General features: G+C 68.2%; 15 protein-coding genes. 7 read left to right on the top strand and 8 right to left on the bottom strand.

Translation table 11 applies throughout. From position 1 onward, the window contains the following. Positions 1 to 444 precede the first annotated feature (444 nt). The gene (locus GQ674_RS15860; protein ID WP_159499502.1) at positions 445 to 1,086 is read right to left on the bottom strand and encodes a basic secretory protein-like protein; all 642 of its coding nucleotides are present in this window, start codon (positions 1,084 to 1,086) and stop codon (positions 445 to 447) included. A gap of 92 nt (positions 1,087 to 1,178) precedes the next feature. Further along, positions 1,179 to 4,529 (bottom strand): GH92 family glycosyl hydrolase, encoded by a 3,351-nt coding sequence (locus GQ674_RS15855; RefSeq protein WP_159497840.1) that lies wholly within the window; start codon positions 4,527 to 4,529, stop codon positions 1,179 to 1,181. A gap of 386 nt (positions 4,530 to 4,915) precedes the next feature. Here GQ674_RS15855 and GQ674_RS15850 point away from each other — a divergent pair, with 386 nt between their 5' ends. The 3 genes from GQ674_RS15850 to GQ674_RS15840 are packed head-to-tail and all read left to right on the top strand — an operon-like array spanning position 4,916 to position 7,556. Beyond that, entirely contained in the window at positions 4,916 to 5,113 is a 198-nt protein-coding gene (locus GQ674_RS15850) for a zinc-finger domain-containing protein (RefSeq protein WP_128097818.1), read from the top strand. 15 nt (positions 5,114 to 5,128) lie between these two features. Beyond that, positions 5,129 to 6,241, top strand: a complete 1,113-nt coding sequence (locus tag GQ674_RS15845) for a glycosyltransferase (protein ID WP_159497839.1) — start codon at positions 5,129 to 5,131, stop codon at positions 6,239 to 6,241. A 10-nt stretch (positions 6,242 to 6,251) separates the two neighbouring features. After that, entirely contained in the window at positions 6,252 to 7,556 is a 1,305-nt protein-coding gene (locus GQ674_RS15840; protein WP_159499500.1) for an O-antigen ligase family protein, read from the top strand. A 143-nt stretch (positions 7,557 to 7,699) separates the two neighbouring features. Here GQ674_RS15840 and GQ674_RS15835 read toward each other — a convergent pair whose 3' ends face one another. Beyond that, positions 7,700 to 8,620, bottom strand: a complete 921-nt coding sequence (locus tag GQ674_RS15835) for an LpxL/LpxP family Kdo(2)-lipid IV(A) lauroyl/palmitoleoyl acyltransferase (protein ID WP_159497838.1) — start codon at positions 8,618 to 8,620, stop codon at positions 7,700 to 7,702. A gap of 86 nt (positions 8,621 to 8,706) precedes the next feature. Here GQ674_RS15835 and waaA point away from each other — a divergent pair, with 86 nt between their 5' ends. Beyond that, the gene (waaA, locus tag GQ674_RS15830; protein WP_159497837.1) at positions 8,707 to 10,005 is read left to right on the top strand and encodes a lipid IV(A) 3-deoxy-D-manno-octulosonic acid transferase; all 1,299 of its coding nucleotides are present in this window, start codon (positions 8,707 to 8,709) and stop codon (positions 10,003 to 10,005) included. Between the two features lie 21 nt (positions 10,006 to 10,026). Here the strand turns inward: waaA and mgtE are convergent, their stop codons facing one another. The 5 genes from mgtE to GQ674_RS15805 all read right to left on the bottom strand — a co-directional run bounded on the left by mgtE (position 10,027) and on the right by GQ674_RS15805 (position 16,284). Further along, complete coding sequence (mgtE, locus tag GQ674_RS15825; protein ID WP_159497836.1) at positions 10,027 to 11,409, bottom strand: magnesium transporter; 1,383 nt, start codon at positions 11,407 to 11,409, stop codon at positions 10,027 to 10,029. A gap of 121 nt (positions 11,410 to 11,530) precedes the next feature. Then, entirely contained in the window at positions 11,531 to 12,199 is a 669-nt protein-coding gene (locus GQ674_RS15820; RefSeq protein WP_159497835.1) for a hypothetical protein, read from the bottom strand. 1,234 nt (positions 12,200 to 13,433) lie between these two features. Continuing rightward, positions 13,434 to 14,810: a TolC family outer membrane protein gene (locus tag GQ674_RS15815; RefSeq protein ID WP_159497834.1), complete on the bottom strand. Its 1,377-nt coding sequence runs from the start codon at positions 14,808 to 14,810 to the stop codon at positions 13,434 to 13,436. Positions 14,811 to 14,826: 16 nt separating this feature from the next. Next, complete coding sequence (locus GQ674_RS15810) at positions 14,827 to 15,474, bottom strand: protein-L-isoaspartate O-methyltransferase (protein ID WP_159497833.1); 648 nt, start codon at positions 15,472 to 15,474, stop codon at positions 14,827 to 14,829. Between the two features lie 138 nt (positions 15,475 to 15,612). After that, complete coding sequence (locus tag GQ674_RS15805; RefSeq protein ID WP_159497832.1) at positions 15,613 to 16,284, bottom strand: TetR/AcrR family transcriptional regulator; 672 nt, start codon at positions 16,282 to 16,284, stop codon at positions 15,613 to 15,615. A gap of 124 nt (positions 16,285 to 16,408) precedes the next feature. On the opposite strand from GQ674_RS15805, the gene GQ674_RS15800 reads away from it, so the two are divergent. Genes GQ674_RS15800 through GQ674_RS15790 form a run of 3 tightly spaced genes read left to right on the top strand, consistent with a single transcriptional unit; the run spans position 16,409 to position 21,866 of the window. Continuing rightward, positions 16,409 to 17,539, top strand: coding sequence for an efflux RND transporter periplasmic adaptor subunit (locus GQ674_RS15800; RefSeq protein WP_159497831.1), 1,131 nt, complete (start codon positions 16,409 to 16,411; stop codon positions 17,537 to 17,539). A 3-nt stretch (positions 17,540 to 17,542) separates the two neighbouring features. Next, positions 17,543 to 20,713: an efflux RND transporter permease subunit gene (locus GQ674_RS15795; protein ID WP_159497830.1), complete on the top strand. Its 3,171-nt coding sequence runs from the start codon at positions 17,543 to 17,545 to the stop codon at positions 20,711 to 20,713. 19 nt (positions 20,714 to 20,732) lie between these two features. Then, positions 20,733 to 21,866 carry a hypothetical protein gene (locus GQ674_RS15790; protein WP_159497829.1) on the top strand — a complete coding sequence of 378 codons (1,134 nt, stop codon included), beginning with the start codon at positions 20,733 to 20,735 and terminating at the stop codon, positions 21,864 to 21,866. Positions 21,867 to 21,897 lie beyond the last annotated feature (31 nt).

The raw sequence follows: 21,897 nt of genomic DNA, 5'->3' as shown, positions 1-21,897 counted from the left end.
TGCAGTTGCCAAAACGCGCCCTACGGGGCGCGTTTTGGTTTCGGGCCGCGAAACCGGTGGCTACCGACCGTTGGTTGGCAGGCGTTCTGCTCTGCCACACGCACGCCGCACCCCGGTCACCCGCCTGCAACCTGCCGAGGGCCCAATACCCCCACGCGGCCCGGCCGCGGCGGCGGGCTACCGGCTCCCGCCGCCCTGGGCCCGACCAGATCCCCCTGAGAGTCCGGAGCCGTCCCATGCGCCATCGAATGACCCGACGCTATTTCCAGCAGTTGTTCGCGTTGTATGCCGGCTTGGTGGGCGCGCGCTGACCGTCACCACGGTAGAGCCGACCGTTGGTCGGCTGGGGCACGCACGCGTGCCCCGTGTCAGGTGTTCATGACGACTGGACGGAGTGCAGCCGACCAACGGTCGGCTCTACCCGGGGCGGTGGGGACACAGGCATCAACGCGCCTTTACGTACGCCGCCCACAGCGCCGGCAATGCCTTGCCGGTGCGCGCTTCCCACAATGCCGGCGTGTAACGCCCGTCGCGCAAGGCGCCATCCAGCGCCTTGACCAGCCCCGGATGCTGCCCCTCGCTCCACGCCAGGAACGCGCCGGTCACCCGGTAGCCGGTGTCGAAGTTCTGCCCGTCCTTCACCGTCGTCGGCAGTGCCCAGCCCGCGGCCGCATTTTCCCGGCCGTAACGATCACGCGCGTAGTCGGCAATGCCTTCCACCAACCAGCCCGGCACGCGTTCGTTGGCATACTCGGGGTAGCCCTGCACGATGTGCATGGCCTCATGGGTGACCAGGTCGACGTCGTCGGGGTGCTTGGCCAGCCAGGCCGGATTGATCGTGATGGTGGCCGCGCCCTTGCCTTCGCCGACGAAGGCGATGCCGTCGTAGCCCGGATCGATCACGATCCGCACCTGCGCGGGCGCACCGGGATGGAAGTCGGCGCGCTCGCGCACATACGCGGCAAAGAACGTGTCGATGATGCGCGTGCGCATCGGCGCCGCCAGCGCATCGGCCGGATCGCTGTAGCTCAGCGTCACCCCCTCGCGGTGCTGGCTGGCCTCGAACGCGGCAGCATCGAACACCATCAACGCCCCCAGCAGCACGGTAGCGCCGGCCGCTGGCCGGCTCCCCACACTCCAGGCCGCAGCCCGCTTCAAAAAACCGGTCCTGCCCATGCTCACTGCTCCCCCGTCGGTGCCAGCAACTCCACCTCGGCCAACTGCATCCGCCCCGGCCCGGCGATGCGCAGCCGGTACTCGGCGTAACGCCCGGGCTTCCGGATGGCGAACGGCCGGGTCTGCAGCGCCCAGGCAAAGTCCTCGCCGCGGCGCTCGTCCAGCGTCACCCAGCGGCCGCCCGTGCGGCGGGCTTCCAGCGTCCATGCACCGCCGCGGATCGCGCCGTTGCCACTGGTCAGCGTGTACATCGACGGCGCGCCATCGCTCACCCCGCTGAACACCACCGTGCCTGCGCCCACCGGCACCGTCGTGCCGGCATCGTCGTCCAGCAGGGCCGGCACTGCGCGGCCGTCGGCCAACTGCGCGCGTGCGCCGCTGCCCAGCAGATCATGCAGCAGCGCAGGGCGTTGGCCGCGTGCGGTGAGCGAGCGTGGCGCATCGTCCGGGCCGCTGCCCCAGGTCGAGGGCTGCGGGCCCATCACGAAGTCCAGCGTGGCGCCCTTGGCGATCACCTCGTGCGGCACCCAGGTCTTCGACCACGGCTTGCCGTTGATCTTCAGCGACTGCACGTACACGTTCTCGCGCGAGTTGTTGGCGGCATTCACCGTCAGCACCGCGCCGCCCTGCAGTTCCACCCGGGCATGGCGGAACGCCGGCGAACCGATCGCGTATTCGGGCGCGCCCATGCGCAGCGGGTACAGGCCCAGCGATGCCAGCACGTACCACGCCGAGGTCTCGCCGTTGTCCTCATCGCCCGGGTAGCCCTGGCCGATCTCGCTGCCCACGTACAGCCGCGCCAGGATCTCGCGCACGTGCTGCTGGGTCTTCCACGGCTGGCCCGCGTACAGGTACATCCACGGGATGTGGTGCGCCGGCTGATTGCTGTGCGCGTACATGCCCATACGCACGTCGCGCGCCTCGGTCATCTCGTGGATGGTGCCGCCGTAGGAGCCGGCGAAGGCGGGATCGGCGGTTTCCGGGGTGGCGAAGAAGGCGTCGAGCTTGGCGGCCAGCTGCGCGCGTCCGCCATACAGCCCGGCCAGGCCCTCGCCGTCATGCGCGGCGGTGAAGGCGAAGGTCCAGCCATTGCTCTCGGTGTAGTCGTGGCCCCACACGCGCGGGTCGTAGTCCTTGGCGGCCAGGCGCCAGTTCCCGTCGGCGGTGCGGCCCTGGAAGAACCCGGCGGCCGGGTCGAACAACGTGGCGTAGGTGCCGGCGCGATGGCTGAAATAGTCGGCTTCGGTGGCATAGCGCTCGCGTGCGGCGGCGCTGCCGGCGCGCTTGGCCAGCGCGTCGGCCATGTTGGCGATGCCGAAGTCGTTGAGCGCGCCTTCCATCGTCCACGACATGCCCTCGTGCACGTCGGCGCTGGCGTAGCCCCGGAACGTGGAGCGGTCCATGCCCTTGCGCCCGACATGGCGGTCCGGCGGCACCACGGTGGCGTTCTTCAGCGCGGCCGCATAGGCCTCTTCCGGGTCGAAGCCGCCGATGCCCTTCAGCCAGGCATCGGCGAACGCCACGTCCGAACTGGTGCCCACCATCAGGTCGGCATAGCCGGGCGAGGACCAGCGCGCCACCCAGCCGCCGGCGCGGTACTGCTCCAGGAAGCCCTGCACCAGCGCACCGGCGTCGTCCTTGGTGAACAACGCATAGGCCGGCCAGGTGGTGCGGAAGGTGTCCCAGAAGCCGTTGTTGACGTACACCTTGCCGTCGCGCACCGGGGCGAAGCTGCGCGTGGCGCTGCCGTCGGTGTTGTCCTCGGCGGCGCTGGCCTGGCTGGCGTAGCGCCACTCGGGCGCGGCGGCGCTGCCCACGTTCTCGTGGCCGGAGTTCGGGTACAGGTACAGCCGGTACAGGCTGGAATACAGCGTGGTCTTCTGGTCGTCGCTGGCATCGCCGATGTCGAACGGGGCCAGCCGCGCGTCCCACGCGTCCTGCGCGCGTGCCGCCACGCGGTCGAGCGTGTCATCGGCGGCCAGCTCCAGGGCCAGGTTGTGACGGGCCTGCTCGATGGAGATCAGGGAGGTGGCGATGCGCATGGTGACCGTGCGCGTGTTGCCGGCATCGAACTTGATGTAGCCGGTGGGGCGGCCGGTGGTGATCTGGCCGCTGCTCCGCCAGGGTGCGTCGAAGCTGGCCACCACATACATGCGGGTGGCGCCGTTGGACAGGCCGCTGCGGGTGTCGGTGTAGCCGGACAGCGTCTGAGTGGCCGCATCCAGGGTCAGCCCACCGCGTGCGTCGACGTTGTCGAACAGCAGGTTGGCGTCGCCCTTCTCGGGGAAGGTGAAGTGGAACAGCGCGGCATGGTCGGTGGGTGCGATCGCCACGGCGATGCCGTTGTCGAACCGCACGTCGTAACGGTAGGGGCGGGCACGTTCGTTGTCGCGCGAGAACGACAGCGCGCGTTTGCCGCGGTCGGCTTCGGGCACGCCGCGGGCGCTGGACGGCATCACCTGGAAGGTCTGGCGGTCGCCCATCCACGGACTGGGCTGGTGGCTCAGGGCCAGTGCCTGCAGCTGCGGGCGGTTGCGCGCGTCGTTCTGTTCGTTCCAGCGGTACAGCCAGTTCAACGCGCCGGCATCGGTGACCGGGGTCCAGAAGTTGAAGCCGTGCGGCACCGCCGTGGCGGGAAAGTTGTTGCCGCGCGAGAAGGTGCCGTTGGCCTGCGTGCCGCGCGTGGTCAGCACCCAGTCCGAGGGACGCTGCGGCGCGGTGCGCGGCTGCGGGCCCAGCTGCACGTCGTCGATCCAGCCCGACACCGGCGCACCGGCCGCGCTGGCCACCTGCAGTTCCACCGCCACCACGCGGCGGCCACGCAGGGCCGGCACCTCGCCCAGGCGCACGGCCTTGCGCGCCCACTGCTGCGGGTACAGCGTCTTCGAGTCGCCCTGCGCGGTCGCGCCCAGCGCACTGCCATGCTGGTCGCGGGCGTCGCTGGCCGACAGCCGGCTGCCGTCGTCCAGCAGCAGGTCCAGCGACACGTAGGTGGACGCCACGGTGTCAGCACCGACAATTTCCGGCAGCACCAGCCAGCTCAGCGTGGTGTCGTCCTCGATGGCCACGTCGGTAGTGAACAGGCGGCGCTGCTGGGTGCCGCCGCTGCCGGTGTAATGCAGGGCGCGCAGGCCGCTGTAACCGACCCCCGGCTTGGCCGCATAAGGCGCGCGCGGACCGCCGCCCACCTCCACCTGCAGGGCCTGCTTGCCGGCCAGCGGCGCCGGTTCGCCGCGCTCGAAGGAGGTCTGCAGGCCCTGGCCCAGGGCGGGCAGGGCAAGCGAGGCGCACGCCACGGCGAGGGCAAGCGGCAGCAGGGCGTGGCGGGCGGGGCGCGGGGCAGGCAGGGTCATGCAGGGAACTCCCGGAAAGGGCAGGCGGCAGGCAGAGCCCGCATCGGCGACCTCGGCAGACAGGCACCACCCCGGCCGCCGGGGGCGGACACAGGGGCGATGCAGGTCCGGCGGGGGACGGGCCATGCGATCGGGGCAGGAATCGAACCGGACCGATGCTGCAACAGCCGGGGCGATGCTGGCAAGTGCCATTTAGTTCGATCCAAACCAGAAGAATCAGCTACTTGTCGTTCCGGTTGACAGCCACTTTGGATCGATTTAAAAAGAACGGTGCTGTGTGCTGGCGCGCGCCTCGGGCGGTAGGTGCCCGCCTGCGCGAGGACGGCGATGCAACAGTCCCGGGTGCTAGAATCACCGTCTTCGCAATTCCTTTGTGTGTCCACGCCATGAGCCATACCGCCACTGCGCCCGCCAACGCCGAGAAGCGCTACACCGTGCACCGCGCCGACCTGCCGCTGAGCTGCCCGACCCCGGAAATGGCGCTGTGGAATTCGCACCCGCGCGTGTACCTGCCGATCGAAGACGAACCCAACGGCGAGGCCAAGTGCCCGTATTGCGGTGCCGTGTTCGTGCTGGCCGACTAAGTCAGCGCTGCTCCCGTGCGCCGACTGACCGTGGTGCAGCTGCTGCCGGCGCTGCACTCCGGCGGGGTCGAACGCTCCACCCTTGAAATCGCCTCTGCCCTGGTTGCCGCCGGCCACCGGGCCATCGTCGTGTCCGCCGGTGGGCGGCTGGTCGAGCCGCTGCTGGCCAGCGGCGCCGAACACCTCACCCTGGACATCGGCCGCAAGTCGCTGCTGACCCTGCGCCACGTGCGCAGCCTGCGCGCCTTGTTCGCCGACGTGGGCGCCGACATCGTGCATGCGCGCTCGCGCCTGCCGGCCTGGCTGGGCCTGTACGCGCTGCGCAGCCTTCCCGAGGCCCAGCGCCCGCACTGGGTCACCACCGTGCACGGGCTGAACTCGCCGGGGCGCTACAGCGCGGTGATGACCAGTGGCGAGCGGGTGATCTGTGTGTCCAACACGGTGCGCAGCTTCGTGCAGACGCACTACCCCAGCGTGCCCGCCGAGCGCCTGCAGGTGATTCCGCGCGGCGTGGACGTGGCCCAGTTCCCGCGCGTGGCGCGCACCGATCGCCGCGCCCGCCTGGCGGTGGCTGCGCAGCACCCGGTGCTGGCCGGCGATGCGCCGCTGCTGCTGCTGCCAGGCCGTGGCACCCGGCTGAAGGGCCACCGGCATGCGCTGCAGCTGCTGGCCGGCCTGCACGCGGCCGGTGTGCCCGCCACGTTGTGGATGCCGGGCACCCGCGAGCCGGGCCGCGAGGCCTACGTGGCCGAACTTGAAGCACAGGCCCGCACCCTGGGCATCGCCGAGGCGGTACTGATGACCGCGCCCACCACGCGCATCGCCCAGGCTTACGCGGCCAGCGACCTGGTACTGCAGGTGTCGGACAAGGCCGAAGCATTCGGCCGCACCGTGGTGGAAGCGCTGTCGGTAGGGCGCCCGGTGCTGGGCTGGAATCACGGCGGCGTGGGTGAACTGCTGACGCAGCTGCAACCCTCCGGTGCGGTAGCCTTGCACGACGGGGCGGCGCTGCTGTCGCGCGCGCTGCAGCTGCTGCAGCAACCGCCCAGCCTGTCTGCCCGGATTCCTTTCACCTTGCAGGCGATGCAGCGTGACACCCTCAAGCTCTACACCTCCCTTGCCGGCTGAGCCGGTGCTTGTGCCCGGCTCCCCGGCGTCCCGCGCCGGTCGTTGGGCGCCGTGGTGGGTACTGGCCTTCGTGGCGCTGTGGCCGTTGCCCGGCATCGCCGAAAGCGTGCTGGTGCTTGGCGCGCTGTACGCCGCCGTGCGCATGGTGCAGCTGCGCATGCAGGGCAAACAGCACCTGCTGAGCAGCCCGGCATGGGCGCTGACCAGCATCCTGTTCCTGGGTTATTGGCTGCCGCAGGCGTTTTCCGCGTTCGATGCGATTGACCCGGCGACGGCCTGGCGCAAGGCCGCGGCCGGTCTTCGCTATCTGCCCTTCATGTGGCTGGTGGCGATTGCCGTGGCCACCCCGCAGCGGCGGCGCCTGACGCTGGGTGGCATCGCGCTGATCACGGCGGTCTGGACTGCCGATGCGCTGGCCCAGGCTGCCTTCGGCAGCAGTGCGTTGTTCTGGTCGCTGGACCAGCTCAAGCAGCTGGTGAGCGGGCATGGCCTGTGCAACGCCGTCGAGGTGGCCGCCGCGGATCGGCTCAGCGGTGTACTGGGGCCGTGCAACCTGAAGTTTGGCCAGGTGCTGGCCAGCCTCTCGCCGTTCCTGCTGTTTGCCGCCGCGCGACGCGCCGGATTGTGGGGGTGGGGCGTGGCCGCTGCCGCGGTGGGCGTGGTGCTGGTGCTGGCGGGTTCGCGTGCTGCGTGGCTCACCTATGCGCTGGTCGTGGCGTACTCCGGCTGGCGCCTGCTCGGCCCGCGCGCGCTGATCGGCTGCCTGGCGATAGGTCTGGTGGCCGCGGTCGCGATCGGGGTTGGTTCCAGCCAGGTGCGTGAGCGCGTGGCGCGCACGGCGATGGCGTGGGAGGGCGATGGCGAAGGCGTCAACCAGGCGTTGTCCGGACGCGCGCAGATCTGGGCAGCGGCCGGCTGCATGATTGCCGGCCATCCGGTCAACGGCGTGGGCGCGCGCGGTTTCCGCGATGCGTATCCCGGCTGCAATCCCACACCGCAGGCGCAGGAAGTATGGGGCGACGGCCCGGCGCTGCACGCGCACCAGATCGTGCTGGAAATCCTTGCTGAAACCGGCGTACTGGGCCTGCTGCTGTGGCTGGCCGCTGCCGCCCAGGCCTGGCGCGCGTGGCGCTTCGCACCGCTGCCGGCCCGCGAACGCGCCCGCCCGGCCATGCTGGCGCTGGCGGTCACCGTGTTCCCGCTCAACACCCACCTGGCGTTCTATTCCACCTTCTGGGGCGGGCTCACCCTGCTGCTGGCCGCGCTGTACGCCGGCAGCCTGTTGGCGCGGGACGACGCCCACCCGGACGCGTGATCGGCCGGCGAAGTACCGACCAACGGTCGGTACCTACCGAGGATGCCGTGCCCCACCCGGTAGCGCACGACCGTTGGTCGTGCGGCATTCCCGGTCGTGCGTCATCCCGGTCACGACGCACGCACTGAAAACACCCCCCGGTCTTACCGGTAATAATCGCTGCGCCCGCCCGGCTGGCGCTTGAAGCGGCGGTGGATCCACAGGTACTGGTCCGGTGCCTCGCGCACCATCGCCTCGATGGCCTGGTTGACGCGTGCGGTATCGGCTTCCACGTTCTCGCTGGGGAAATTCTCCAGCGGTGCGCCGATCTTGAGGAAGTATCGGCCGCCTTCGCGGCGATGGAAGTACGGCACCACCGCGCAACCGGTCATGCGCGCCAACTGGTGGGTGGCGGTGATGGTGGCGGCGGTGTGCCCGAAGAACGGCACGAACACGGTGTCTTTGCCGCGCATGTCCTGGTCCGGGGCGTACCACAGGAACCCGCCCTTCTTCAGGTGGCGTACCGTGGCGCGGATGTCCTCGTTGGCATACATCGCCTTGGCATAGCGCAGCCGGCCGAACTTCACCGCCCATTCGTAGACCGGGTTGCGGTGCTTGCGGTACATGCCTGACAGATCGACGTGGTCGCACAACAGGCGCCCGCACATCTCCAGGGTCATGAAGTGGCCCGAGACCAGCAGCACGCCGCGGCCTTCGGCCTGCATGCGCTGCAGGTGTTCCAGGCCTTCGATCTGGACCTGCGGGCGGATGCTGTCGATGCTGCCCCACCAGGCCCGGGCGAATTCGAAGATGCCCACGCCCAGGGCGTCAAAGCTGTCGCGCAGCAGCCGCTGACGCCAGGCGTCGTCCTTCTCCGGGAAACACAGGCGCAGGTTGACCTCGGCCGCGCGCCGGCGGCTGCCGGCCAGGCGGTAGGCCACGGTGCCCACGCCGCGGCCCAGCGCACGCTGCAGCATCCACGGCAGCCGGGCGATCCCGAAGGCGGCGAACATGACGGCGAACATCGGCCAGTGGCGGGGATCGCGCAGGGACGGGCGGGTAGCGGTGGAAGCGTTATCTGACATGCCCTCGATTCTAATGGATGCATCCCGGCAGGCCCATCACGGCGGTGCGGGATGCCTTCCCCGCGCTGCTCCCGTATCCTCTGCGCATGCGCAAAAGCCCTGTCGAATGGATCCTGCGCGGCCTGTACTCGGCCGTGTTGTACCTGTTGCTGCCGATCACCGTGTACCACCTGGTCTGGCGCGGGTTCCGGGTGCGCGAGTACTTCCGCCGCTGGGACGAGCGTTACGCCTCCTACCCGCACCCCAGCGGGCAGCCGCGGGTGTGGCTGCACGCGGTGTCGGTGGGCGAGGTCAACGCCGCCGCGCCGCTGGTCAATGCCCTGCGCAGGTTGCGCCCGGATATCCGCTGGGTGATCACCACCATCACCCCGACCGGTTCGGAGCGCGTACGCGCGCTGTGGGGTGACGCCTTGGACCATGTCTATCTGCCCTATGACGTGCCGGGCAGCGTTGGCCGCTTCCTCGGCCATTTCAAGCCCAGCCTGGCGCTGATCCTGGAAACCGAGCTGTGGCCGAACATGCTGTTCGGCTGCCGGGACCGGGGCATTCCGGTGTACATCCTCAATGCGCGGCTGTCGGCACGCTCGCTGCGCGGGTATCGCCTGCTGAGGGCATTGATCGGGCGCGCGCTGCGCACGGTCACCTGCGTGGCGGCGCAGTCGCAGGACGATGCGGAACGTTTCATCCAGCTGGGTGCACGCCCCGAGCAGGTGCAGGCGCTGGGCAACCTGAAGTTCGATATCGCCGCCCCCAACGTGCAGGACTTCGTGGCCCGCTTCCATGCGCTGGTACCGGCCGATCGCCCGGTGTGGATCGCCGCCAGCACCCATGAAGGCGAAGAGCAGGCCACCATCGACCTGCACCGCCGCCTGCGCGAGGCACTGCCGGGCCTGCTGCTGTTGTGGGCGCCGCGGCATCCCGAGCGCTTCCCGCGGGTGGAGGCGCTGGCCCGCGAGCAGGGCTGGAAGGTGGCCACGCGCCGCCAGCAGCAGTGGCCGCAGGCCGACACCGACGTATTCGTCATCGACACGCTGGGCGAGCTGATGTCCTTCTACGGCTGCGCGCAGGTCGCCTTCGTTGGCGGCAGCCTGCAGGCCATCGGCGGCCACAACCTGTTGGAACCGGCGGCCATGGGCACCGCCTCGGTAACCGGCCCGCACCTGCACAACTTCGCCGAGATTTCCCGGCGCATGCGCGAGGCCGGTGCGGTGGTGATCGCCGACGATGCACAGGGCGTGGGCGATGCGCTGCTGACCCTGCTGCGCGATCCACAGGCCCGCGAAGACATGGCACGCGCCGGCTGCATGCTGGTCAGCAATGGGCGCGGCGCGCTCGACCGCACCGTGGCGCTGATCGCCCCGCACCTGCCGCCACCGGTGGAGTGAGGTCCGGCGGCGGCAGGTCGCTTATGCCGCGGCCACCAGCAGGTCGCCCAGGAACAGGTAGGCGAAGCCGAAGTAGATGAACACGCCGATCAGATCCATGATCGAGGTGATCATCGGCGACGACAGCGTGGCCGGGTCGGTGCCGATACGGCGGGCCGCGAACGGCAGCAGCGCGCCGATGATGCCGCCCAGCGCGGTGCACACCAGCATGCTGGAGCCGACCACCAGCAGCACGTTCATGCCCACGCCCTTGCTGAAGTACGCCAGGATCGCTTCCAGCAGGGCGATGGTGACGCCCAGGCCGGCGGCCACCGGCAGCTCGCGCCGCACGACGAACCACACGTCGCGCCAGCTCAGCTTCACTTCGCCCAGCGCCATGCTGCGGATCACCAGCGTCGCCGACTGGCTGCCGGTGTTGCCGCCCATGTCCACGATCGGGGCGATGAACGCCGCCAGCACGATCACCTGCGACAGCAGTTCCTCCTGCGCGGCCACGAAGGTGCTGGTGAGGATGCCGAAGCCGGTCAGGATCGCCAGCCAGAACACGCGCACGCGGAACATCTGCGTCAGTGGCGTGCTGCGTACATCCAGGTCGTTGCCCTGCGCGCTCACCGTGCCGCCGAAGCGCGCCAGCTGCGAGGCCTCCTGCTGCTTCTCGATGTCCATCGCATCGTCGACGGTAACGATGCCGATCATGCGCCCGTCGGCATGGGTGACCGGCAGCGCCAGCAGGTCGTAGCGGCGGATCAGTTCGGCAGCCTGCAGCTGCGGCCAGTAGGCATCGGCAGTGGTGGGCGGGCTGCGCATGATCGACTCGATCAGCGCGTGGCCGTCGGCCAGCACCAGGTCGCGCAGCGAGACGCTGCCGCGCAGGCGCTGGTCGTGGTCGAGCACGAAAATGATGTCGATGGTTTCCTTGTCCAGCGCGGTATGGCGCAGGTGGGCGATGGCGTCGGCCACCGCCATCTGCGGGGCCAGGCAGGCGTAGTCTGAGGTCGTCACCGCACCCACGGTGCCTTCGGGGTAGGCCGCCATGCGCAGCAGGTCGTCGCGCTCGACCTTGGCCAGCGCGGGCAGCAGGTGCTGGCGCGCCGCCTCATCGAGGCGGTGGTAGAGGTCGGCACGGTCGTCGGACGGCAAGTGCTCGAACAGCGTTACCACGGCGTCGCGCGGCATCGCGGTGAGCAGTGCGTCCTGCGCACCGTCGGGAAAGTGGGCGAACAGCTCGGCACGTGCGGGCGGTGGCAACAGCATCAGCAGGCCCAGGGTGGCATCGGTGCCGAACAGGTCGAGCGCTTCGACCAGATCCAGTGCATGCGTGGTGCTGGCGATGCTGGCAAAGGCAGCGGCATCGCGCGAGCGGATCAGGGTGCGGATCGAGAACAGAAGGTCTTCGCGGTTCATGGAATTCTCCAACAAGTAACGGTGGCGCAGGTCGCAGCGGGCGTCGGGAACGACGCTGGCGCGGCAGGGCAGAGGGGGCACGATGGGACGCGGTGTGACAGACGACGCACGCAACCGCGACTCACGGCAGGGCGGCGAGATTGAAGCCCAGCGTCAGCCACTGTGTGTTGCGTTGGTGATGCACCTGCCCGGCGAGCAGGTCCACGCTGGCACCGGGCCACAGCACCCGGCGCAGGCCGATCTGGCTGCTGCGCTGGCGGTCTGCATCGCGCGCGCTTTCGGCCAGCAGTGACCAGTGGCGGTGCAGCGCGACCTCGAGGCCGACGCCGCTGGTGCGGCCCTGCACGTGGGCGTGGTGGGCCCAGCCCAGGTTGAGGTGCAGCTGCACCCGGTCCTGCGCATCCAGCGCGACGGTCAGCGGAACCGTGAGGGTCCAGTCATCGCCGCGCGGACGGTGCGTGGTGCCGCCCAGGCCGGCGCTGGCGGCCAGGCCCCAGCGTCGCTGCTGCCGCTCCACCAGCACGCGCTTGGCGCCCACGGCCCACTGCGTGGCGGGCTGGCCCGGCAGGCGGGTGAGGCCGAGCGACCATTCGGTATCGGCCACGGTGCAGGCCGGTACCGCGGTCCATTCCTGGCCGTCGCGGGTATGCCGCACCCAGCTTTCCAGCTGGCAGTGGTGCGCATCGCTGATGCCGGCGTCGTCCACCAGCAGGCTGGCGGCGGCATGTGTATCGAAGGGAAGCATGGTCGCGCTCAACAACAGCGGGACCAGCACACGGCCATGGTGCATGGGCAATCTCCAGGCAATCGGAAACGCCAGCGGCACCCTCGTCGGGGTCGTTGGAAACGGCGATGCAGGTGATGCGAGGCGGGCGCATCAAGCGATGCGCGGGCAAGCCCCGTCCTGTGCGGACGGAGCCAACCTTGGGGTCAGCGGGTCCGTCGGCTCAGGAGCAGCAACGAGGTCGACTATGACTGTCCAAGGAGGGGTCTCTGGGCGAAGGGAAGGGTGGTGCGGGGCGGACGTTAGAGCGTGGCGATGACACGGTCAAGCGCATTTCGGCGATCTATACCAAGGTATCGCGGCGCTATGCCGGTGCACGCCCGGAAACGTGGAAAACGCGGGTTTGATGGAGGAGGTGGAGCGCGCGTGCGTGTGTCGCGTATGACGCAATTGGCTGGGTTGGCGCGGGTGATAGCACGTGCTCCAAATGGCTGAAACGCCGCTCTCCCATCGCCTATGGCTATTCGATGCGTTTCTCTGCCCGATGGCGATAAACCACCAAACGGCTGAAGCCGACTAACTGATGCGGTGACCAAACTGGACATTCATACGTAGTAAGTAATTTTCCCACCATTGAATGGGGAGTATTCCTACTTCGCGACTCTGTTGCTTCGCGCATCCTTCTAAAGCCGCAATTGGCTGGCGAAAATGGAGTCACAAATGAGCAAGATGAGATTCGCTCTTTCAGTTGCTGTAGCATTGATAGTTGCTTCACCGAATGCGATGGCCGTTGCTTTTCAGACGGTCAGTCAGACAGCCACGGGCAGTGCAAATAGTGTTATTGATCTGACTCCGCAGTGCCCCGCAGGATTCGCGCCAATAGCTGGTGGGTGGCGGCCGAGTGACCCGTCTAGCGAGTACACACTTAACTACCCCATGAAGACGAATATACCCAATCACTGGGCGGTAACCCCACGCTTTGCATTGGTCGGGAGCCATCCGAATGGAAATGGGTGGCGCACATTTGGCTTCACCAATGCAGACGTGATCGTGGAAGTCTATACGGTATGCGCGTCTGGCTGATGAGGCGCGCACAGGAGAGGAAAGTGAGTCGCTCTGCCGCATTCCTCAAAATTGCTAAGGAGCGTCAACCATGCCGTCTGTGGCAGATGATCGATTTTTCTGCTTTTAGCCACGTCGCGTTCTTGGAAGCTGGCTTCGCCCATTCTTGGACTTGCGTCAAGACATAAAAAAACCACCCGCATGCGGGTGGTTTTTCTTCCAACGCCGTTGCCGCAGATCAGTTGACCTGAGTGCTCGGCGTGGCGGCCGCCTGGGTCAGCAGGCGGTTGATGTCCTGCAGTTCGGCGATGTCCAGCGTGCCCACGGCCTGGCCCAGCTGCAGGCGGTTCTGCAGGAAGGTGTAGCGTGCGTTGGCGTAGTCCAGCTGCGCCGAGAACAGGATGCGCTGGTTCTGGATCACGTCCAGCACGGTGCGGGTACCCACTTCCAGGCCCACCTGCGAGGCGTCGTAGGCGCTCTGTGCCGAGACCACGGCCAGGCGGCGCGCTTCCACTTCGCTGATGCCGGCCACCAGGGTCTGGTAGGCATTGCGGGTGTTGCGGTCGAGGGCGCGCTTCTGCTGCTCGTAACCGTCCTGCGCGATGTCGCGCTGGGCCAGTGCCTGGCGCACGCCTGACTGGGTGGCACCGCCGGAGAATATCGGCACGCTCAGGGTCAGGCCGACGCTGTTGGTGCGCAGATCCGGGTTGTACGAATTGCCAGCACCAATCCCGTTGTCGCCCCACGTGGCTGTCTTGCCCCAGCTACCGCCCAGCGACAGGGTCGGGTAATGGCCGCCACGAGCGGCTGACACGCCGGACTCGGCCGCGCTGACCTTCAGTTCCTGCGCCTTCAGCGCCGGGTTCTGCGCCACCGCTTCACCGACCAGCTGGTCGATCTGGGCGTACTTGGCCGGCAGTTCCGGGCGGAAGTCGGCCGGCAGGGCGCGCAGGTCGGCCACCGGCTGGCCGGTCAACTCGGTCAGGGCCTGGTAGCTGTCGGCCAGGGTGTTCTGCGCGACGATGGTGTTGGCGCGGGCCTGGTCGTACTGGGCGCGCGCTTCATGCACGTCGGTGATCGGCGCCAGGCCCACTTCCAGGCGCTTGTCGGCGAAGTCGAACTGCTTCTTGGCCGCCGCTTCGTTGGTCTGCGCGGCGGTCAGCGATTCGATCGCCACCAGCACGTTGAAATACGCCGCCGAGGTGCGCACGATCAGGCTGTCGTTGGCCGAATCGAGGGTGAAGTCAGCCGCCTTGCTCAGGTCGCGCTGCGACCGCAGGTTGGCGAACTGGGTGAAGTTGAACAGGGTCTGGCTGCCGTTGATGGAGTACACCCGACGATTGCTGGTGAGACTGCCAGTCGGCGGCGTGCCGCCGGTACCACCGCGGTCGTCGGTGCGGCTGCGGTTGAGCGAGGCCTCACCATTGAGCTGCGGCAGCAGCGCGGCACGCGCCTGCACGGCGCCTTCCTTGTCGTACAGACGGGTCGATTCAGCCGCGGACAGCTGCGGGTCGCCATTGCGCGCCATTTCGTAGACCTGCAGCAGGTCGGCGGCAGAGGCGGTCATCGGCAGCAGGGCGGCGGCCAGCGCAATAGCGAGGGATCGGCGGATCATTGCGGCTTCCTTGGACTCAGAGTTGGAACTGGGGCGCCGGAGCGGCACCGCGCAGGTAATCGATATCGGTTTCAAACAGCGACTCGGTGCTGCCGTCGGCCTTGACCAGCACCGCTTCCATCACCGGCGAACGGCCGTGGATGACGAACAGTCGGCCACCGGGACGCAGCCACTGGGCGAAACGTGACGGGACGGTGTCCACCGCGGCGGTCACGCAGATGGCGTCGAAGCGGCGCTCGGTGTTCCAGGTCAGGGCGTCGGCGGTTTCGATCCGCACGTTGTTGCCCAGCCCGGCGGCGTCCAGCTGTGCACGCGCAGTGGCGGCCAGTTCCGGCTGGATTTCCAGGCTCAGCACTTCACGGGCCAGCTCGCCCATGCAGGCGCTCAGGAAGCCGCTGCCGGTGCCGATTTCAAGCACTTCGTCGCCCGGCTGCAGATCCAGCGCCTGCAGGGTGCGGCCTTCGATGACCGGCTTCATCATCTTCTGCCCGAAGCCCAGCGGCAGTTCCATGTCGGCATACGCCAGGGCCTTGTGCGATTCGGCGACGAACGCTTCGCGCGGCAGGCGTGCCAGTACATCGAGCACGCGGATCTCCAGCACGTCCCAGGGACGGATCTGCTGTTCGACCATCAGTTCGCGGGCGTGGGAGTAATCGATCGTCATGAGGTTTCTAGTTCCAGCGCAGTGGGCCGGCCATTTTACCGGTGCCGGGAGCCGGCGGCGCGCTGAGAGCATCGCTGCCGTCGCGCCGGGGTCGCAGTGCCGGAAGTCACCGCGACCTCCGGTCCATTCATGTTGTTCTCACGCCGTGGGGCGCGGCGCGTAGGCCCTCAGGAAAAAGGCCACGCTGGCGCTCACATGGGCATCGGCGTCGCAGTCGGCCGGGGTCGGTCGCAGCCCGCACATCATATGCGTATGCAGCTCGCCTTTGATGAGGGTCATCAACTGCATTGCGGCCGTTTCACAGTCCTCGATCTCCAGCTCGCCCCGGGCCACGCGGGCCCGCAGGAACTCGGCCAGGGCGTCGGTGGTGCGTTGCGGGCCGGCCACCCAGAACATCTCGCGCAGGCGGTCGTCGGTTTCCGGGGCCATCATCACCCGCTGCACGGCTACCGCCTCAGCGGAGGTGATCATGCTGAAGAAGGCATGGCCAATACCCAGCAGCTGGTCGCGCAACGGCCCTTCGGCGTCAGTGACAAACAGCGCATCGGGCAGCATGGCGACACAGGTGGACTTCACAGCTTCGGTGAAAAGTGTCTCTTTGTCGCCGAAATGGCTGTAAACGGTCAGTTTCGACACGCCCGCCTGGGCGGCGATGCTGTCCATGCTCACCCCGTTGTAGCCCTGGTCCACGAACAATGCCTTGGCGGCCTCCAGGATCGCCGCGCGCTTGCCCAGGTCCTTCGGGCGCCCCGGCCCGGAGGCCTTGGCGGCAGGCTTTGCAGAGGGAAGGGGGGCGGTCGGATCGGTCATCCAAACAATACTAGACCAATCGGTTCGATATTTATACTATACCGTCTGGTTCACTATTAGCCGTGCTGCAACAGTATGTTGTCGGCGCGTTTTCTCCCGGATTTCTTCTCAGGTCCTGTACCTCATGAAAAGCATGCGTTGGATGGGCGGTGGTTTGCTGGTGGTGCTGCTGGCGGCGTGCGGCAAGCACGATGCCGAGCCGGTGGCGGCCATTCCGGTACTGGTGGTGCATCCGGGCACCGTGGCCGGGCAGGAAGCGGCCGCCTATCCGGGTGAGGTGCATGCGCGCCAGGAGAGCCAGCTGTCCTTCCGGGTGGGGGGCAACATGGTCAAGCGCCTGGTCGATGCCGGCCAGCGCGTACGCAAGGGCGAGCTGCTGGCCGAGCTGGACGCGGCCGACTACAGCGCCCAGGCCGCCGCCTCGCAGGCCCAGCTGGCCGCCGCCGATGCCGACCTGGTGCGCGCACGCGACGACCAGAAGCGCTACGCCAAGCTGGCCGAAGACCAGCTGGTGAGCCGCTCCGCGCTGGACCAGCAGACCGCCGCATTCAAGGCCGCGCAGGGCCAGGCCAACGCCGCCCGCGCCAACCTGGCCGTGGCCCGCAACCAGGCCGATTACGCGCAGCTGCGCGCCCCCGCCGACGGCGTGATCGCCAGCCGCCAGGCCGAAGCCGGGCAGGTGGTGAGCGCGGGGCAGACCGTGTTCACCCTGGCGGCCGATGGCGGGCGCGAGGTACTGATCGCCTTGCCGGAAAGCAGCATCCGCGACTACCAGGTGGGCCAGCCGGTGCAGGTGGAACTGTGGAACCGCCCGGGCCAGCTGCTGCCCGGCACGATCCGCGAGATCGCCCCGGCCGCCGACGCGCAGGCCCGCACCTACGCGACCCGGGTCAGCCTGGCGGCCGAAGCGCTGAGCGAAGTGGAACTGGGCCAGAGCGCGCGCGTGTTTGCCCGCGCCGGCCGCAGCGGCACCCTGCAGCTGCCGCTGGCGGCGGTGCTGCGTGGCGCTGACGGCAAGGCCAGCGTGTGGGTGGTGAACCCGGCCAACGGTGCGCTCAAGGCCACCCCGGTGACGGTGGGAGCCTACGGTGCCGACGCGGTGCCGGTGCTGTCCGGTGTCACCGATAACGACTGGGTGGTCGCCGCCGGTGGCCACCTGCTGCGCGAGGGCCAGGTGGTGACCCCGGTGGACCGCCAGAACCGCCCGGTGCTGGCACCGGCGGCTGCGCCTGCCGCTGCCGGCAAGGGGCACTGAGCCGTGCGCCGTTTCAATCTTTCCGAATGGGCGCTGAGCAACCGCCCGCTGGTGCTGTTTGCGATGCTGGCGTTCGCGGTCATCGGCGCGTGGTCGTACAAGCACCTGGGCCAGTCCGAGGATCCGCCGTTCACCTTCAAGGCGATGGTGGTGCGCACGATGTGGCCCGGCGCCACCGCCGAGCAGGTCTCGCGGCAGGTCACCGAGCCGATCGAAAAGGCCCTGATGAACACCGGCGAGTACGAGTTCATCCGCTCCTACTCGCGCCCGGGCGAATCGCAGGTGATCTTCATGGCGCGCGACAGCCTGCGCTCCAAGCAGATTCCGGACCTGTGGTACCAGGTGCGCAAGCGCGTGGGCGACGTCCGCGCCACGCTGCCGCGCGAGATCGTCGGGCCGTTCTACAACGATGAATTCGGCGACACCTTCGGCAACATCTACGCGCTCACCGGCACGGGCTTCGATTACGCGGTGATGCGCGACTACGCCGACCGCATCCAGCTGGAACTGCAGCGCGTGCCGGACGTGGGCAAGATCGACCTGGTGGGCCTGCAGGACGAGAAGGTCTGGATCGAGCTGTCCAACACCAAGCTGGCCACGCTGGGCGTATCGCTGCAGCAGGTGCAGCAGGCGCTGGCCGACCAGAATGCGGTGAGTGCCACCAGTTTCTTCGAAACCCCCAGCGACCGCGTGCAGCTGCGCGTGACAGGCCAGTTCGATTCCATCGAGGACATCCGCCGGTTCCCGATCCAGGCCGGCGACCGCACGCTCCACCTGGGCGACATCGCGCAGGTCAAGCGCGGCTTCGCCGACCCGGCCTCGCCGAAGATGCGCTTCATGGGCGAAGACGCCATCGGGCTGGCCGTGGCGATGAAGGACGGCGGCGACATCCTCAAGCTGGGTGCCACCCTGGACGCCGAGTTCGAGCGCCTGCAGAAAACCCTGCCGGCCGGCATGCAGCTGCGCAAGGTGTCCGACCAGCCGCACGCGGTGGAAGAGTCGGTGGGCGAGTTCGTGCAGGTGCTCACCGAAGCGGTGGTGATCGTGCTGCTGGTCAGCTTCTTCTCGCTGGGCCTGCGCACCGGCCTGGTGGTGGGCGTGACCATCCCGCTGGTGCTGGCGATGACCTTCTTCGTCATGCATTACTTCGGCATCGGCCTGCACAAGATCTCGCTGGGTGCGCTGGTGCTGGCGCTTGGCCTGCTGGTGGACGATGCGATCATCGCGGTGGAGATGATGGCCACCAAGATGGAGCAGGGTTACGACCGCCTGCGCGCGGCCAGTTTCGCCTGGGAATCCACCGCCTTCCCGATGCTCACCGGTACGCTGATCACCGCCGCCGGCTTCCTGCCGATCGCCACCGCGGCGTCGAGCACCGGTGAGTACACCCGCTCGCTGTTCCAGGTGGTGACCATCGCGCTGGTGGTGTCGTGGATTGCCGCGGTGCTGTTCATTCCGTACTTGGGCGACAAGATGCTGCCGGACCTGTTCAACCGGCAGCCGCCCAAGCCGACCAGCCTGGCCGGGCGCTGGCATGCCCGACGCCTGCAATGGGCCGACCGCCACCCGGCGTTCGCACGCTGGATCAAGCCGACCGAACACGCGCACGACCATGACCCGTACCAGCGGCCGTTCTACACCCGCTTCCGCAGCTTCCTGGATACCTGCCTGCGCCACCGCTGGTGGGTGATCGGCGCCACGATTGCGTTGTTCATCTTCTCGCTGGCGATCTTCCGCTTCGTGCCCCAGCAGTTCTTCCCCGATTCGACCCGGCCCGAGCTGATGGTCGACATCGAGCTGGCCGAAGGCGCATCGCTGGTCTCCACCCAGGCCCAGGTCGCCAAGCTGGAAAAACTGTTGAAGGGCCGCGAGGGCATCAGCAACTACGTGGCCTACGTCGGCACCGGATCGCCGCGCTTCTACCTGCCGCTGGACCAGCAGCTGCCGGCCACCAACTTCGCCCAGTTCGTGGTGCTCACGGCCGACGCCAAGGCCCGTGAGTCCACCCGCGACTGGCTGATGAAGGACGTGATCAAGCAGTTCCCCGACGTGCAGATGCGCGTGACCCGCCTGGAGAACGGCCCGCCGGTGGGCTACCCGGTGCAGATGCGCATTTCCGGCGAGCACATCGCGCAGGTGCAGGCCATCGCCCGCCAGGTCGAGGCCAAGGTGCGCGAGAACCCGCACGTGATCAACGTCAACCTGGACTGGAGCGAGCCGAGCAAGGTGGTGCGGCTGGTGATCGACCAGGACCGTGCCCGCGCCTTGGGCGTGAGCAGCGCGCAGGTGAGCCAGTTCCTGAGCAGTTCGCTCTCGGGCATGAGCGTGAGCACCTACCGCGAAGGCAACCGCCAGATCGAGATGCTGCTGCGCGGGCCGGACAACGAGCGCGCCCAGCTGGGCCTGCTCGGCAGCCTGGCCATTCCCACCGCTAGCGGTACCCCGGTGACGCTGTCGCAGGTGGCGCGCCTGGAGTACGCCTTCGAGGACGGCATCATCTGGCACCGCAACCGCTTGCCCACGGTGACCGTGCGCGCCGATATCGGCGATGGCATGCAGCCGCTGGACGTGGTGCAGCAGATCCTGCCCACCCTGGACGGCATCCGTGCACAGCTGCCGTCGGGCTACCTGCTGGAAACCGGCGGTACGGTGGAAGACTCGGCGCGCGGTCAGAACTCGATCAAGGCCGGCATGCCGCTGTTCCTTATCGTGGTGGCCACGCTGCTGATGCTGCAGCTGCGCAGCTTCTCGCGTGCGGCCATGGTGCTGGTCACCGCGCCGCTGGGCATCATCGGCGCCACGCTGTTCCTGCTGCTGTTCCGCGCACCGTTCGGCTTCGTAGCCTTGCTGGGCACCATCGCGCTGGCCGGCATGATCATGCGCAACTCGGTGATCCTGATCGACCAGATCCAGCAGGACATCGACGCCGGGCACGACCGCTGGCACGCCATCATCGACGCCACCGTGCGTCGCTTCCGCCCGATCGTGCTGACCGCGCTGGCCGCGGTGCTGGCGATGATCCCGCTGTCGCGCAGCGCGTTCTACGGCTCGATGGCGATCTCGATCATGGGCGGCCTGATCGTCGGCACCGTGCTGACCCTGGTGTTCCTGCCGGCGCTGTATGCGGCGTGGTTCCGGGTGAAGCCGGACGAGGCCAGGAGCAGCGAAGGTTGATGGACGATGAAGCCGGCCGATGGCCGGCTTTTTCCTTTCGGCGCGATGGCCTGTCGTCTTCGCGGTACTGGCAAGCGCACAATGCAAGCCGGATTCTCTTCGGTCGCGCATGATGTCGCCACGTTTGTCCTCTCTGTTCGTTTCTGCTGCGGCCGTCGCCTTGGTGATGGCCGTCGCGCCGCCAGCGCAGGCGAACACTGCCGCCAGTTTCCAGCGCGATCTCGTCGAGCTCCTGGAATGCCGTGCCTCACCGGCGACGGTGGAGGCGGTGACGACGGCGCTGCGGGGCGCACGGTACGGCACGCCGCAGGAACGTCCGGCCTATCTGCACGGCTGGGGCTTCACACGTAGTAGTGACGAGGAGGGCACGACCACCTTCATCGACATGCCGGCCGCGTTGACGGCGCACGGCATCACGACACACCGCCTGCTTGCCGATGACAGGGGCTTTTCGATTCCCATCGATGCCGCGCAGCGTACGCGCATCGTCAGTGGCAACGGACTGCGGCTACGGTCCAGCAACCTGCGTGAGCCGTTCCAGGTGTGGTCAGCACCCGCTGCAGCCATCACCACGTCATCGCCCGGCGCGATCGTGGTAAGCAGCGATGGTGAGGGCTATCGGGTGGGCTGTGACTACCCAGGTCCGATGCGCGAGGCGCGCATTCCACCCCGATTGCGCGAGACGGCCACGGCAGATGATATGGGCGCCGCGCTCGAATGTCGGGCGGACGACGCTGCCATGCGGCGCATCGCCAACCTGTGGGAGCGTGTCTCGGAACTGTCGCCGCTGGCATGGCCGGACAATGTCAGCGCGGTCGCCGAGCGTGAGTACCATGCCGATGGCCAGGAGATGCCCGTCATGGTCGTCACGCTGGAGCAGCCGGTGGCATTGCAGGGTCTGCCTGCGCAGTCGCTCGTCCTCGCCTATGGAGGTTACTTCGCCGCGGACATGGGCGATGCGTCGCTGAAGGCGGTGCTCGATGCCGCCGGCCTGGACGCGGCGGATCGGCAGGTACAGGGGTACTGGATGCGCGAAGCAGCGCCGGAGGCATCCTCCGTATACACGCGCGTGCGGGCGTTCAGCGTCATACCCACCGACAGCGGTGCGGTGCTGGCCGGCTGTATGACCAGCGAGGTCCGCTCGGCGAACTGACCGATGCGGTACGACACGCCGCAGGGCGCAG

The sequence above is a fragment of the Stenotrophomonas sp. 364 genome (assembly GCF_009832905.1).
GTDB lineage: Bacteria > Pseudomonadota > Gammaproteobacteria > Xanthomonadales > Xanthomonadaceae > Stenotrophomonas > Stenotrophomonas maltophilia_AP.
The sequence above is the reverse complement of the archived record's forward strand: the minus strand, read 5'-3'. Positions and strand labels throughout refer to the sequence as shown.